The organism is Streptomyces sp. CMB-StM0423, from assembly GCF_002847285.1.
Lineage (GTDB): Bacteria > Actinomycetota > Actinomycetes > Streptomycetales > Streptomycetaceae > Streptomyces.
The window spans coordinates 3,871,213-3,885,208 of the sequence record NZ_CP025407.1; the positions used below are offsets into that span (position 1 = coordinate 3,871,213).

Annotated in this window: 15 protein-coding genes; 11 read left to right on the top strand and 4 right to left on the bottom strand. The window is 69.7% G+C overall.

Features of this window, described 5'->3' with window-relative positions; translation table 11 throughout:
- Positions 1-57: 57 nt before the first annotated feature.
- The 6 genes from CXR04_RS16700 to CXR04_RS16725 all read left to right on the top strand — a co-directional run bounded on the left by CXR04_RS16700 (position 58) and on the right by CXR04_RS16725 (position 4,625).
- A complete protein-coding gene (locus CXR04_RS16700; RefSeq protein WP_101423209.1) occupies positions 58-1,416 on the top strand; it encodes a transcriptional regulator in 1,359 nt (452 codons plus the stop codon).
- Between the two features lies 1 nt (position 1,417).
- Positions 1,418-1,951: an NUDIX domain-containing protein gene (locus CXR04_RS16705; protein WP_101423211.1), complete on the top strand. Its 534-nt coding sequence runs from the start codon at positions 1,418-1,420 to the stop codon at positions 1,949-1,951.
- A 264-nt stretch (positions 1,952-2,215) separates the two neighbouring features.
- Positions 2,216-2,923 (top strand): 3'-5' exonuclease, encoded by a 708-nt coding sequence (locus CXR04_RS36910; protein ID WP_442802382.1) that lies wholly within the window; start codon positions 2,216-2,218, stop codon positions 2,921-2,923.
- 9 nt (positions 2,924-2,932) lie between these two features.
- Entirely contained in the window at positions 2,933-3,706 is a 774-nt protein-coding gene (locus tag CXR04_RS36915) for a DUF5753 domain-containing protein (protein WP_442802383.1), read from the top strand.
- Positions 3,703-4,215, top strand: a complete 513-nt coding sequence (locus CXR04_RS16720; RefSeq protein WP_234380267.1) for an NUDIX hydrolase — start codon at positions 3,703-3,705, stop codon at positions 4,213-4,215. The genes CXR04_RS36915 and CXR04_RS16720 overlap by 4 nt, the downstream gene beginning before the upstream one ends.
- A gap of 95 nt (positions 4,216-4,310) precedes the next feature.
- A complete protein-coding gene (locus tag CXR04_RS16725) occupies positions 4,311-4,625 on the top strand; it encodes a MazG-like family protein (RefSeq protein ID WP_101423213.1) in 315 nt (104 codons plus the stop codon).
- A 278-nt stretch (positions 4,626-4,903) separates the two neighbouring features.
- Here CXR04_RS16725 and CXR04_RS35920 read toward each other — a convergent pair whose 3' ends face one another.
- The 4 genes from CXR04_RS35920 to CXR04_RS16745 all read right to left on the bottom strand — a co-directional run bounded on the left by CXR04_RS35920 (position 4,904) and on the right by CXR04_RS16745 (position 8,886).
- A complete protein-coding gene (locus CXR04_RS35920; RefSeq protein WP_234380268.1) occupies positions 4,904-5,191 on the bottom strand; it encodes a hypothetical protein in 288 nt (95 codons plus the stop codon).
- A 78-nt stretch (positions 5,192-5,269) separates the two neighbouring features.
- The gene (ppk2, locus tag CXR04_RS16735; RefSeq protein ID WP_101426413.1) at positions 5,270-6,103 is read right to left on the bottom strand and encodes a polyphosphate kinase 2; all 834 of its coding nucleotides are present in this window, start codon (positions 6,101-6,103) and stop codon (positions 5,270-5,272) included.
- 572 nt (positions 6,104-6,675) lie between these two features.
- Positions 6,676-8,274 (bottom strand): ISL3 family transposase, encoded by a 1,599-nt coding sequence (locus tag CXR04_RS16740; RefSeq protein ID WP_234379988.1) that lies wholly within the window; start codon positions 8,272-8,274, stop codon positions 6,676-6,678.
- A gap of 309 nt (positions 8,275-8,583) precedes the next feature.
- Entirely contained in the window at positions 8,584-8,886 is a 303-nt protein-coding gene (locus tag CXR04_RS16745) for a hypothetical protein (protein WP_159072338.1), read from the bottom strand.
- Positions 8,887-9,055: 169 nt separating this feature from the next.
- Between CXR04_RS16745 and CXR04_RS16750 the strand changes: the two genes are divergently transcribed.
- The 5 genes from CXR04_RS16750 to kdpB all read left to right on the top strand — a co-directional run bounded on the left by CXR04_RS16750 (position 9,056) and on the right by kdpB (position 13,990).
- Positions 9,056-9,499 carry a CBS domain-containing protein gene (locus CXR04_RS16750; RefSeq protein WP_101423217.1) on the top strand — a complete coding sequence of 148 codons (444 nt, stop codon included), beginning with the start codon at positions 9,056-9,058 and terminating at the stop codon, positions 9,497-9,499.
- A gap of 552 nt (positions 9,500-10,051) precedes the next feature.
- Entirely contained in the window at positions 10,052-10,180 is a 129-nt protein-coding gene (locus CXR04_RS36445; RefSeq protein ID WP_267898192.1) for a hypothetical protein, read from the top strand.
- Positions 10,177-10,266, top strand: a complete 90-nt coding sequence (gene kdpF, locus CXR04_RS16755; RefSeq protein ID WP_101423219.1) for a K(+)-transporting ATPase subunit F — start codon at positions 10,177-10,179, stop codon at positions 10,264-10,266. Before CXR04_RS36445 ends, kdpF begins: the two co-directional genes overlap by 4 nt.
- The gene (kdpA, locus tag CXR04_RS16760) at positions 10,266-11,927 is read left to right on the top strand and encodes a potassium-transporting ATPase subunit KdpA (protein ID WP_101423221.1); all 1,662 of its coding nucleotides are present in this window, start codon (positions 10,266-10,268) and stop codon (positions 11,925-11,927) included. Before kdpF ends, kdpA begins: the two co-directional genes overlap by 1 nt.
- Positions 11,924-13,990 carry a potassium-transporting ATPase subunit KdpB gene (kdpB, locus tag CXR04_RS16765; protein ID WP_101423223.1) on the top strand — a complete coding sequence of 689 codons (2,067 nt, stop codon included), beginning with the start codon at positions 11,924-11,926 and terminating at the stop codon, positions 13,988-13,990. The genes kdpA and kdpB overlap by 4 nt, the downstream gene beginning before the upstream one ends.
- The last annotated feature ends 6 nt before the right edge of the window (positions 13,991-13,996 follow it).

The window sequence follows — 13,996 nt, forward strand, 5'->3', positions numbered from 1 at the left end:
GGTGGAGTGCCGGCTAGGCGGTATACGCGGTTTACAGCCTCGCGATCGGGGAGGGTCGTGAACGCTCCGAAGCAGCCCAACGCCCGCCTCCAGGCGGCCATCGCCGAGGCCGGCTGCACGCTGGACGCCCTGGCGCGCGATGTGCGCCGTGTCGCCGCCGAGAACGGCGAGATCATCCAGACCAACAAGTCCGCGATCTCCCACTGGGCCAACGGCACCCGCAGCCCCACGGGTCAGACGGACCGTTATCTCGCCGAGGCTCTGTCCCGTCGCCTCAGGCGCGTCGTCACCCCGGCAGAGTTCGGCTTCGCCGGCGGCGGTGACGCGGCACTCGACCACGACGCCGATCCCATCGTCGCCGCCGCTGATCTCGGCCGGGCCGACGTCGAGCGCCACCGGCATCTGGCCGTGGCCGCCTTCACTGTCGCCGGAGTGGCGATGCCGCTCGGCTACGACCACGCAGCCGCATCCCGCCTTATGCGCACCCGTACCGGTGGCACCCTGGTCGGCGCAGGAGACGTCGAAGTCGTCCGCCAAATCACCGCCGCCTTCAGCGCCGCCGACGAACGCCTGGGCGGTGGCCACGGACTGACTACCGTCGCCGCCTACCTTGCCGACACCGCCGCCCCCATGCTCCGAGGCCGCTTCCGCAACGACGCCTTACGCCGCGCCGCCTTCGGCGCCGTTGCTGAACTCGCCTACCTCGCCGGCTGGAAGCACCACGATCTCGGCCACGAAGGCACAGCCCAGCGCTACTACCAAGCCGGATACCGCCTGGCCTGCGAAGCCGACCCACACGCCCACGCCGCCTGGATGATGCGCACCCTGGCCCACCAAGCCCTCAGCCTCAAACAACCCCACCACTGCGTGGACCTCGCCGAAGCCGCCCTCGCCACCGGCCTGGGCCACATCGACGGCCAGACCGAAGCCCTGCTGCACATCACCCACGCCCGCGCCTTCGCCGCCACCAAGGAAAAGACCGCCGCTGCACGCGCCCTCCTAGCAGCCGAAGACGCCCTGCTACGCGAGGACAGACCACAGCCCAGCTACTCACTCGTCTCCGGCCCAGCCGCCGGCACCGTCGCCAGCCACACCGCCCGCACCCTCACCGACCTCGCCGACCACATCGGCACCGAACAACAGCACCGCGACGCCCTGGACCGCTGGGACCCCCAGAAGTACAAACGCGTCCACGCCCTCACCCACGCCGACCTCGGCGACAGCCTCGCAGCCCAAGCCCGCGCCGACGAAGCCATCGCCGCCTGGAGCACCGCACTGGACCTGATGGACGGCATGACCTCCGAACGCACCCGAAAAGCCATCGTTTCGATCCGCCCCACCCTGGCGATCTACCAACGACGAAGAGTTCCCGGCGCCGCCGATCTCGCCCACCGCGCCCGCGAGGCGCTGATTTAGCATGCCGTCCAGTTCGCCCGACGAAGGGATCACCGTGGCTCAGCCCGATACCAACTCCCCTCCCCGCCCCCTCAAGCCCGCCACCGAATCCATGACCCTGCTCGTCGCCGCAGTCATCCTCCACGACAAGACCGCCAACCGCGTCCTGCTCCTCCAGCGCGGCCCCAACGCCAAGTTCGCCCAGGGCAAGTGGGACCTCCCCGTCGGCAAGGCAGATCCCGGCGAGCCCATCACCCACGCCGCCGTACGCGAGCTCTACGAAGAAACTGGTGTCACGGTCAAACCGGAGCAGCTCCGTGTCGCCCACATCATTCACGGAGCCTGGGGCGTCGAAGCCCCCAACGGCTTCCTCACCGTTGTCTTCACCGCGCACGAATGGGCCGGCGAGCCGGAAAACCGCGAGCCGCAGAAGCACGCCCAGGTGCGCTGGATCCACACCAGAAGCCTCCCCGAGGAGTTCGTCGAGAGCACCGACAGCGCCCTCCGCCAATACCTAGAGAACGGCCCACAGGTCTCTCTTCACGGCTGGGAGTGACAGGCCGACCTGTCAATGTGCCTCACACGGCGGAAGGAGCCAACAAGGGGAGTCCATCGTTGCCCGCCTTCCTCATGACGTCTCGGCTGCGGCACTCAACCAGCACGCCCTCTACTGCATCGCGCGATAGCACACGGATGCTGGACGGGCGCCAAGTCGCTGTCCTCGCGCCCTTCACAACCGGCAACGCGGCCACGCCGACATCGGCCCGCCCTCAGGCAGGGAGGCCCCTCCTGAACACCACAGCTTGGCCGTCCCGACTGCTTGTCATCGACGTCGAAGGCGACGGCAACCAGCCCACCCGACCTGGTCGAGGTCGCCGCCCTACCGCTACGTGCCGGCACACCGGACGTCACCACCGCCGGCTGGTGGCTGATCCGACCGCCCCGCCCCGTCACCGGCCACGCCAGCCGAATCCACGGCATCACCAACCACCAGCTCGCCACCTGCCCGGCCTGGGCAGACGTCGCCGACGAGGTACGCGACACCCTCCACGGAGCGTGGTTCGCCGCCCACAACGCAAGCACCGACTACCAAGTCCTCGCCCGCCACCTGCCCGGCTGGGAACCGGCAGGAGTGCTCGATACCCTGCGCCTGACCCGCCACACCTACCCCGACGCCCCCGGACACGGTCTGGACGCGCTCATCGAGCACCTCGGGCTGGACGTGAGCCGGGCCCCCGCGCAGCGACACCGGGCCACCTTCGACGCCTACGCCGCCGCGCAGTTGCTGCTCCTCGCCGCCGCCCACTACGCCACCTGGCAGGAACTGATCTCCGCCGCAATCCCGCCCGGGCCGGACCCAGCGTCTCGGTTGTCGGCTCATCAGGGATCATGGCTCAGCCCGAGACCGTTCGAATCCCACATCCGTTCGTGGCTCCGCCAACTCGTCGGCGGCCACGCGCCTGTGCAGAATGCGCACAACCAGGCCCAGGCACAAGCCTCCGTGCTCCGCGCGTGGGAGTCGTCGTAGATCGTCGGCGTGCTCCAGACCCCGGACTATGCCCGCGCCGTCCTGTCCCGCGCTGTCGAACCGCACCGCTCGCCCCGCTACATCAAGGAGGCCGTGCGGACGCGAATACGGCGACAGAAACTGCTCTACCAGCCCGGACGTCGCTACCACATCCTGTTGTGGGAAGGCGTGCTGCGTACGCTGCTCTGCCCGCCGGCGGTGCTAGCCGCCCAACTGGACCGGCTCGCCGGCGTCATCGGCCTGGACACCGTCGAGCTGGGCATCGTGCCCTTCACTGCCACCCTCAAGCAGCCACCCGCCGTCGGCTTCTGGATCTACGTCGACCGGCAGGTGATCGTCGAGACCTGGCACGCCGAGCTGTGGCTCGATGACGCCGAAACCGTCGCAATGCACCTGAGAGCGTGGGAGGCACTGCGCGACTCCGTCCTCTACGGCACCGATGCACACCGGACCATCGCCCGCGCACGCACGCACTCGGCCCGCCGTGAGACGAAGGACACGCGCTTCCTGGCCGCGGTCCATGCGGAGGGAGCCACCATGGTCGACCACCCCGGCTCTACCCGCCCAGTCGGCGACCACCCCCTCTTCCACGCCCCGAGGGAGCTGATCCCCCACTACCCTGTCGCCCAGGATCCCGCCCTCGGGGACTGCCGCGGCGCCGCACGCGTGCACGCCAGCACGCTCAAGCTGCCGGTCTGGCACCGCCCCGAGGACTCCGCCCTCGCCGGCGCCTACGCCGCGGCGCTGGCCAAAGTCGCCCGCCACTACAAGGACCTGCTGTGATCGCACCAGCCGCACCAGTCGACGCCGCCCTGCTCCAGGCGCTCACCACCACCGCTGACGCCGACGGCATCACCAAGCACGTCGTCGGCGCGGTTCTGGCCGACCCCGCCGGCCGGGTCCTGCTCCTGCACCGGCCCCCCAGCGACTTCCTCGGCGACCTGTGGGAGCTGCCCTCCGGCGGCGTCGAGAACGGCGAAACCCTCCTCGACGCCGTGCACCGGGAAGTCGCCGAAGAGACAGGGCTACCCGTCACCGGTATCAGCAGCTACCTGGGACATTTCGACTACACCTCAGGCTCGGGGCGGAAGACCCGCCAGTTCAACTTCGCCGCTGCTGCCGTCGGCTCCGATGTACGGCTCACCGAGCACGACGCCTACGAATGGGCCGACACCACCTCGCAGCACAAAACCTCGGAAGCCGTCCGGACAGTGCTGGCTACCTGGCACCAGCACCACCCCGTCGAAGGCGGCTGCCCGAATCGCCACCGCGCTCCCCGCACATCCCGGTAGCGTCACCTCACGCACCAGACCCGATGACCACGAAGCGGCCCCATGACCGCAGGGTCCCCACGCGACACCCTGTACAGAACACGGAGCACCCCCCCATGCGCGACACCTGGGAGACCATCGAACGGCTTGTCGAGTGGCTCGACGCGGAAAGCGGCGTCTCACCCGAGATGGCCCGCCTCCTGCGCGTACTGAAGATCAGCGAGGAGGCCGGCGAGGTCGCCGAGGCCATCCACGGGGTAACCGGCTCCAACCCCCGCAAGGGCAACAGCCACACCTGGGACGATGTCCAGGCCGAACTCTGCGACGTCATCTTCACCAGCATGGTCGCCCTACGGACCATCACCCCGGAAGCCGAGAAGATCTTCGCCGAACGCCTCCACCACGTCGCAGAGCGTTCCTTGAACCGCTGAGCGACTCAGGTCCCGTGCGGAGGTAACTGGTGCCGCACCAGAAATTTCGCGGAGCGCCCCCGCTGTTCCGGAACCCGGCGCCAGCGCGCCGGGGCACGGACTCTCCGCCCGACCCGCCCTCCGCGGCAGTGCCGATGATCCCATGACACCCGGTCAGACACCGACAAGCGTGTCCTAGGGTGAGCTGGCCTTCAACATTCGCCACTGGGACGGGCTCAGCGCGCCGAGGTCATCCTGATGGCCTTGGCTCAGCCCTTCGCGTCCCGCGTCATCCGCCGTCAGGCGCCGGGATCTGAAGCCAGCCGCGGCGCACGTGCTCGAACTTCCCGGGCGGGAGGTCGACGTCCATCGGGCCCAGTTCGTGCAGGCCGTGGTGGAGCAGGCACAGGTACCGCAGAGGGCTGGCCCTTTTTCGCGCCGGTGGTGATGACGAGTCGCTTGGCGATGTCGCGCAGGCTCATCTCCTGGTCGCGCAGGTGGAGGGCCGTGGAGAGCATGTCGTCGTCGGTGACGCCCGCGCCGCCGATGGTCTTGCCGCGTTTGCGCGTCGCCTGGGCCGCGATCACGCGGACCGCGCAGGGCTGGGCACCGGCAGCAGCGCCGTACGGGTGTGGCCTTCGGCGGTCTCGCGGGGGCACCGCAACCTAGCGAGGGGGCAGAAGCGTGGCCGCGTGATCGGGCACGTACCTCTGGAGGTCTCTTGGGGGCCGCCGGTACCCGGTGGGCGCTGGCCGTGGCGGCAGCCGCAGCCGCGGCGGTTCGACCTCGCCGTAAGGCACGGTGGACAGCAGATGGGCGATCATGTTGATGCGTGCCGCGCGCTTGTCGTCGCTGTCCACGACGTACCAGGGTGCCTCCGGGATGTCAGTGCGCGTGAACATCTCGTCCTTCGCCCGGGAGTACGCCTCCCAACGGGTGAAGGACTCCAGATCCATCGCGGAGAGCTTCCAGCGTCGCGTCGGATCGTCCAGCCGCCTACGCAACCGCGACTCCTGCTCCGCGTCACTCACCGAGAACCAGTACTTGCGCAGCAGAATCCCGTCCTCCACCAGCATCCGCTCCACGACGGGGCACTGATGCATAAAGCGCTGATACTCCTCTGGCGTGCAGAAGCCCATGACGCGCTCGACGCCGGCCCGGTTGTACCAGCTGCGGTCGAACAGCACGATCTCTCCCGCAGCCGGAAGCTGCTCCACGTACCGCTGGAAATACCACTGAGTGCGCTCACGCTCCGTGGGCACCGGCAGGGCGACGATACGGGCGACGCGCGGGTTGAGGTGCTCGGTGACCCGCTTGATCGTGCCGCCCTTCCCAGCCGCGTCACGCCCCTCGAAGACCACCACAAGCCGCTCGCCCTCGGCCCGCACCCACTCCTGGAGCTTGACCAGCTCGGTCTGGAGGCGGAAAAGCTCATTGCCGTACACAGCCCTCGGCAGGCGGCCAGGCACCCCACCGTCTGACCGCGCACCCCCTTCCATCCCCTTCTTCCCGCGCATCCCGCTCGCCTCCCGCTGCTTTCTCCTGGACGAACCGGCGGACGGATTCAGCATGACCGGTCCATCGACGGCACGCCCGCCGAGCCTCGCGCGGTGTGCGTTTGTCATGCGTCCTGTGATGGCGAGGATGACCTCTGTGAAGGGGGCGGTGTCGGGGCCAGGGTCGCAGGCGTCCGGTGGAACTGGGCCCGGAGAGAACGGGACCTGCCACTCCAGCGCCGCGAGGGCCAGCTCCGGGTCGGGTCGAAGGCCCGCGCCGATGGCCTGGGTGTGCCGCTGGTCTTGTGCGTCGCAACCCCGGAGGTCCGGACTCGTCGTCCTGGCCGTCGCGGTGGACACCGAAGGGTCCACGACCCGGCTCGCCGGGCCGGATGCCGAGCTGGGCGACGCCGCCCTTGCTGGGATGCGGTCCGGGGATCATGCATGTGCCGGTGGCTTTCTCGACGACTCGCGACAGAACTTGTTGACGGTCGCGGGAGGCGTCAGCCGAACCGGGATGTCGATGTCGACGAGTTCGGGTTCTGGCTCAACTTCCGTGAAGCGGTCGCTCTCCGTCACGCGAGCAGGACGCGTTTACGGAGGAGCCGGAAGCCGGCTCGGCCGAACATCTGCCGTTTGAGCATCTTGATGCGGTTGACGTGTCCTTCGACGACGCCGGAGTTCCAGTGCAGGGTGAGGCCCGCGGTGACGGCGTCGAGATCGCGTTCGAGGCCGTTGATGAACGTGTGCATGCTGGGCAAGTCGTCGGTGCGGACCGCCGCTATCCACTCGCGGAGCTGGTGGCCCTGGAGCTGGGTGAGCATCTGAGCGAAGGCGCGGACATGGCTGGTCAGAGCGTCCAGTTCAGGGCAGTGCGCCAGGACGGACTTGAGTTTGAGTCGGTCCGTCTCCGGAAGGGCGTCGGGGTGGGTGAGGATCCACCGGGTGACCGTCCGGGGCGTGGGCGGGTGGGTCGCCGTTCGCGAGGGGCTGCGGAAGGGCCGGAGGTAGGCACGCACGGTTCCGTATCCGCCGGCGTATCCGTGAGCCTTGATCTCCTCCCAGAGCGTCCACGCGTTCGTGCAGCCTTCCGCCCACCGCTCATGCAGGTAGGGCTTGAAGTCATCGAGCCTCGTCGGCCGGTTCTGCCACTGCCCTTGGAAGAGGTCTTCCGGGGCGGCAGCGTCAGCGAGGCGTTTGACCGTCCGGTGTGTCATGTGGAGTCGGCGGCCGATGGCCCGTCTGCTGAGACCTTCGGCCAGCAGCGCCTGGACGATCGCGTGTTTCTCGCGTGTGCGGTCGGCGAACCGGTGGCCTGTCGGCCAGGGCGATTTGTTCTGCCCGTCAGGTTGCCGAGGGTTCTTGGCCGCGTCGCGTCGAGGCAGGGTGAACGGTGCCCGTAGACAGGATCGATGACGCGACACACATCGTTCGGCGGCTTCGCCGAGGTTGTGCCAGAGGTGGAAGCGGTCCGCGACCTGGAGAGCCGTCGGGGCCCCGGCCCGCGCTCCCTCGGCGAAGAAGGGGGCGCGGTCCCGGCAGACCACCTCGATGCCGGGACGTTCGCTGAGCCAGGCCGCCAGCGTTGCCGACTCGCGGTCCGGCAGCAGATCCACAGGGCGCCTGGTCTCGACGTCGACCAGCACCGTCCCGTAGACCCTGCCCTTGCGCATCGCGTACTCGTCGACGCCGACCACCCGCGGGGCCGGAGGCTGAGGCTCGGGCAGGGCGTCGACCAGCCGCAGCACGGTGCTGCGGCTGACGGATACCCCGACGACCCGGGCCATCCGTGCGCCGGCCCGGCCGGCGAGCGCGAGGCCGACCGCGGCCAGCGTCGAGCGCAGGCGCTCGCTCCACCGGCTGTGCCGCCGGGTCAGCCCCGGCACCTGCTCGACGAACGTCCGCCGTCCGCACGAAGCGTTCGGGCAGAAGAACCGGCGGACAAGCAAGCTCAGCACCACCCGCCGCCCCGCCGTGGGCACGTCGGCCGGAAACCGCAGGTAGGAGCTGTGCACCCGCCCCGACCAGGTTCCGCAGTCCGGACACGTCGAGCCGGCCGTCGTCCGGCGGGCCTCGATCCGTATCGCCTCGTTGTTCACGTCCACCGACAGCACCGCAACGTCCGCGATCGACGAGAACAGCAGCTCCTCCAACCGGAGCACCGTCTCTTCCACGGCGCCGAACTGTCGACCACACCAAGATCACCACTGATCATTTTCGGGCAACTTCCCGAAGGTCAGCTCCAGCCTCGGTCGTCACTCAGCGTCGGGCTTCACGGAAGTTGAGCCAGAACCCGAGTTCGGGAGGCGGTTGCGCGGACCGCCGTTCGTCGGCGGTGGTGCGGTTCCGACCACGCTCCTGCCCCTGTAGCCGGCGCTTTTCGTCCGCGTCGACGGCGGCGGCGGTCGGCCGGCTCAGGGGCGCCGCCTCCCAGTGCCGTCCGCTGTGGCCGGGGCAGTCAGCCGTGGTGCCTCCGGAACCCGTCAAGAAAGGCTGCCGCTCGACGTCGACAGAGCCAGCCCTGGCGTCGACCGCGCGGCGGTGGGAGTCCCGCACGGCCGCTCACAGCGGCCGGGCGGTGTGTGGCTGTCCGCGTTGACCCACGCCGCCGCGTCCGCCGCCGCGGCGTGCCCCCACAGCTCGCCCTCTACGCCGGCGGTGGCCGCCCGCAGCGCACCGACGAGTTCGTACTGCCCGGCCGGCCGCCCCGGCGGGAACCACTCGGCGACGGCGTCACGCAGGGCAGCGAACGTGTCCGGGATGAAGGGTTCAACCGCAGTGGCCATGGATTCCAGCGTGCTCAACAGGCCCACCAGAGGCGATACGGGCTCGTTTCCGTACTGTTCGCCCGTTCGGCGGCGCGCATCTCGCCCGGCGGGCCGAGGGCCCGGACTATAGCCGTGACGGAACCCCTCCCGTACACCCCTCCGTACCTCTCTCGACAGGAGACCCGTGATGGCCGCTCCCACCACCGCGCGTACTGCCCGCGACCTCATGCACGAAGGCTGCGAGTGCATCGACTCGACCGAGTCCGTCGCCACCGCCGCCGCGAAGATGCGCTCCATGGACATCGGCTGCCTGCCGGTGTGCGGCCAGGACGGCAAGCTCGCCGGCATGATCACCGACCGCGACATCGTCGTGGAGTGCGTCGCCAAGGGCCGCGACCTGAGCACCTGCATGACCGGCGAGCTGGCCGCGGGCCGACCGGTGTACGTGGACGCCGGCACCCCGGTCGACGAGGTGCTGCGCACGATGGAGCAGCACCAGGTGCGCCGCCTCCCGGTCATCGAGAACCATCGGCTCGTCGGCATGATCAGCGAGGCCGACCTGACCAGGGGGCTGACGGACGAGCAGATGGCGGCCTTCTGCCGCGGCGTGTACGGGGGCGGCCACCACTGACCTCCGTACCGCCGGCGCTAGCCCCGTCGGCGTCACCCCTCCGGGGTCACCGCGCAGCATCGCGTACTCCCCGCAGCGCACCGCCACTACCCGAGGGCGCAGTACGCGATCGGCCCACCAGCGCCCCCGCCTGCTGGCCCAGGCATGCTCCACGAGCGCGCCAGGCCCCGGGCCGTCTGCGCGGAACCAGCCGGTCCGCGGCGCGCTGCGGATGGCACCGGCAGCGACGAAATCGATCACCACGACTCGGGACCTGCGGCCGCTCTGCGGCGGTGCGTTATCACGCACTCATAGACCGACATTAGGAAACCGGCGCCCCTGGGGATCCACCCTTGACGCGTCCTTGACGCCACCGCGCGTACTCCTGGCGCATCCTGGCCGCTCGCCGGTGTCCCACGCCGGGTTGCCCTCGGTACGCACTCCGAGCGGTGACCGATCCGCAGGCACCGTGCGCGGTTCCCGGTACGCCTTGCCGGTGATCGTGCCGGTGCGGCGACGGCGTCTGCGACGGGGCGCGGCCCGCGCGTGGTACGGCTGGACACGGTCGTCGGCGTGTGCCGGACGACAAGTGCCGGCACCGCCCCCAGGAGATCGTCGATGGCCGATGTGGTCTTCGTTGCCGTGACCGTCGCGTTCTTCAGCCTGCTGGTCCTGGTGGTGAAGGGGGCCGAGCGCCGGTGAACGCGGAGAACACGGTCGGTCTGATCGTTTCGGCCGGACTGCTGGTCTACCTCTTTCTTGCCCTGCTGTTCCCGGACCGGTTCTGATGAGCGACGCCGCCGCCGGGCTGACGGCGATCGGTGTGCTGGTGGTGGCGCTGGCGGTGGCGCATGTGCCGATGGGCGAGTACATGGCGCGGGTGTACACCAGCCGGCGGCACCTGGCCGTCGAGCGGTTGCTGTACCGGGTCGTGCGGGTGGCCCCGGACAGCGAACAGCGGTGGACCGCATACACGCTGTCGCTGCTGGGGTTCTCCGCGGTCTCGGTGCTCTTCCTGTACGCCTTCCTGCGCATCCAGGGCGTGCTCCCGCTGTCGCTGGATTTCGGTGCGGTCCCGCCCGCCGGGGCGTTCAACACCGCCGTGTCGTTCGTAACGAACACGAACTGGCAGTGGTACGCCGGAGAGTCCACGCTGGGGTACCTCGTGCCGATGGCCGGGCTGGCGGTGCAGAACTTCCTGTCGGCGGCGGTCGGCCTGGCGGTGGCGGTGGCGCTCGTACGCGGGCTGACCCGCTCCCGTACCGACCAGCTCGGCAACTTCTGGGTCGACTTGGTGCGCGGCACGGTGCGCATCCTGCTGCCGTTGGCCTTCGTGGCGGCGATCGTGCTGGTCGCGGGCGGTGTGGTGCAGAACTTCTCCGGCCCTCAGGACGTGCGTACGCCGGGCGGAGGGACACAGGCACTCGTCGGGGGCCCGGTCGCCTCACAGGAGTCGATCAAGGAGCTGGGCACGAACGGGGGCGGGTTCTTCAACGCCAATGCGGCACACCCCTTCGAGAACCCGAACCCCTTCACCAACCTCTTCGAGATCTTCCTCCTGCTGCTCATCCCGAGCGCCCTGCCCCGTACCTTCGGGCGGATGGCCGGCAGCACCTGCCAGGGGTGGGCGATCCTGGCCGCGATGGCGGTCCTGTGGGCGGGCGGCCTGGCGGCGGTGACCGCCGTCGAGGCCGCGCATCCGGGCACTGTGCCGCAGGCCGTGGGAGCCTCCCTCGAAGGCAAGGAACAGCGCTTCGGTGTGTGGAATTCGGCGCTGTATGCCAACGCGACGACCATGACCTCCACCGGGGCGGTGGACTCGTCCCACGACAGCTACACCGCCCTGGGCGGCGGCGTGCTGCTGCTGAACATGCTGCTGGGCGAGGTGTCGCCGGGCGGAGTCGGATCGGGTCTGTACGGGATACTGATCATGGCCGTACTCGCGGTGTTCCTGGCCGGACTCATGGTGGGCCGCACACCCGAGTACCTGGGCAAGAAGATCCGCGGGCACGAGATCACGTACGTCGCGCTGTACGTCCTGGCGATGCCGCTCGCAGTGCTCCTGGGCACCGGCCTGGCCCTCGGCTTCCCCGAGCCACGCAAGTCCATCCTCAACCCCGGCCCACACGGCCTGTCCGAGGTGCTGTACGCCTTCACCTCAGCCGGGAACAACAACGGCAGCGCATTCGCCGGACTGGGCTCCGGCACCGACTTCTACAACGCGGCGCTCGGGCTGGCGATGCTCGTCGGCCGTTTCCTGCCGATCGTCTTCACGCTCGCGCTCGCCGGCTCCCTGGCGCGGCAGCGCCCGGTCCCCGTCGACGAGGGCACCCTGCCGACCCACCGCCCGCTCTTCGTCGTCCTGCTGATCGGCGTCGTGACCATCGTGGCCGGCCTGTCCTTCTTCCCAGCGCTCGCGCTGGGCCCGCTCGCGGAAGGGCTGGCATGACCCCGGCAACGCCCCCGCCGGAGGAGGTGCGCCGGGTCTCGGCCGGGCTCTTCAACCCGCGGCAACTGCTGATCTCCCTGCCGGACGCGTTCCGGAAGCTGGACGTACGCCACATGGTGCGGGCCCCGGTGATGTTCGTGGTGTGGGTAGGCTCCATCCTCGCCACGGTCTTCGCCATCCGGCACGCCAGTGTCTTCTCCGTGGCCACCGCGGTATGGCTGTGGGCGACGGTGGTCTTCGCCAACCTCGCCGAGGCCGTCGCCGAGGGCCGCGGGCGCGCGCAGGCGGCCACGCTGCGCAAGGCCAAGCAGGAGACGGTCGCACGACGACTCGGCGCAGACGGCACCGAGGAAGAGGTGCCGGGGACGCAGTTGCGCGTGGGCGACCTGGTCGTCGTCGAGGCCGGCCAGATCGTGCCCGGCGACGGCGAGGTGACCGAAGGCATCGCCAGCGTCGACGAGTCGGCCATCACCGGGGAGTCGGCGCCCGTCATCCGCGAGTCCGGCGGCGACCGTTCCGCGGCCACCGGAGGCACCAAAGTGCTCTCCGACCGGATCGTCATCCGCATCGCCGTCAAACCCGGCGAGAGCTTCATCGACCGGATGATCGCCCTGGTGGAGGGCGCCGTCCGGCAGAAGACGCCCAACGAGATCGCCCTCAACATCCTCCTGGCCTCACTGACGATCGTCTTCCTGCTGGCCGTGACCACGCTCCAGCCGCTGGCGGCCTACTCCGGGCGCCAGCAGCCGATCGTCGTCCTCGTCGCCCTGCTCGTGTGCCTGATCCCCACGACCATCGGCGCGCTGCTGTCCGCGATCGGGATCGCCGGCATGGACCGGCTCATCCAGCGCAACGTGGTGGCCATGTCCGGCCGCGCCATCGAAGCCGCCGGGGACGTGAACACCCTGCTGCTCGACAAGACCGGCACCATCACCCTCGGCAACCGGGAGGCCGCCGCCTTCGTACCCGTCGGCGACATCTCCCGCACGGCCCTGGCCGACACCGCCCAGTTGGCCAGCCTCGCCGACGAGACACCCGAGGGCCGGTCCATCGTGGTGCTGGCCAAGGAGCGCTACGGCCTGCGGGCCCGTGAGGAAGGCGCCATCCAGGACGCCCGCTTCGTGCCGTTCTCCGCCCATACCCGGATGTCCGGCGTGGACCTGGACGACCGCCGGGTACGCAAGGGCGCCGCCGCCGCGGTGCTGAGGTGGGTGCGCGAGAACGGCGGCCACCCCCCGGCCGATGTCGGCGCCGTCGTGGACGGGATCAGCGCCGAAGGCGGCACCCCGCTCGTCGTCGCCGAACATCTGGTGCACGAACCGGCGCGGGTGCTGGGCATCATCCACCTCAAGGACATCGTCAAGGCGGGGCTGCACGACCGGTTCGAGGAACTGCGCGCGCTCGGCATCCGCACGGTGATGATCACCGGGGACAACCCGGCCACCGCCAAGGCCATCGCCCGCGAGGCCGGCGTCGACGACTTCCTCGCCGAGGCCACGCCCGAGGACAAGCTGGCCCTCATCAAGTCCGAACAGACCGGCGGCCGGCTCGTCGCGATGACCGGTGACGGCACGAACGACGCCCCGGCGCTGGCCCAGGCCGACGTGGGCGTCGCCATGAACGCCGGCACCACGGCCGCCAAGGAGGCCGGGAACATGGTCGACCTGGACTCCAACCCCACGAAGCTCATCGAGATCGTGGAGATCGGCAAACAACTCCTCATCACACGAGGCGCGCTCACCACCTTCTCCATCGCCAACGACGTCGCGAAGTACTTCGCGATCATCCCCGCGATGTTCGCCGCCGCCTTCCCGCAGCTCGACGACATCAACGTCATGCGGCTGGCCACCCCCGAATCCGCGATCCTCTCCGCCGTCGTCTTCAACGCACTGATCATCGTCGCGCTGATTCCGCTCGCGCTGCGCGGGGTCCGCTACAAGCCGACGAGCGCCGGGGCCATGCTGCGACGCAACCTCGGCCTGTACGGACTCGGCGGCATCATCACGCCGTTCATCGGCATCAAGCTCATCGACCTCGTCGTCTCACAGCTCCCGGGCCTGTGAAGGGGG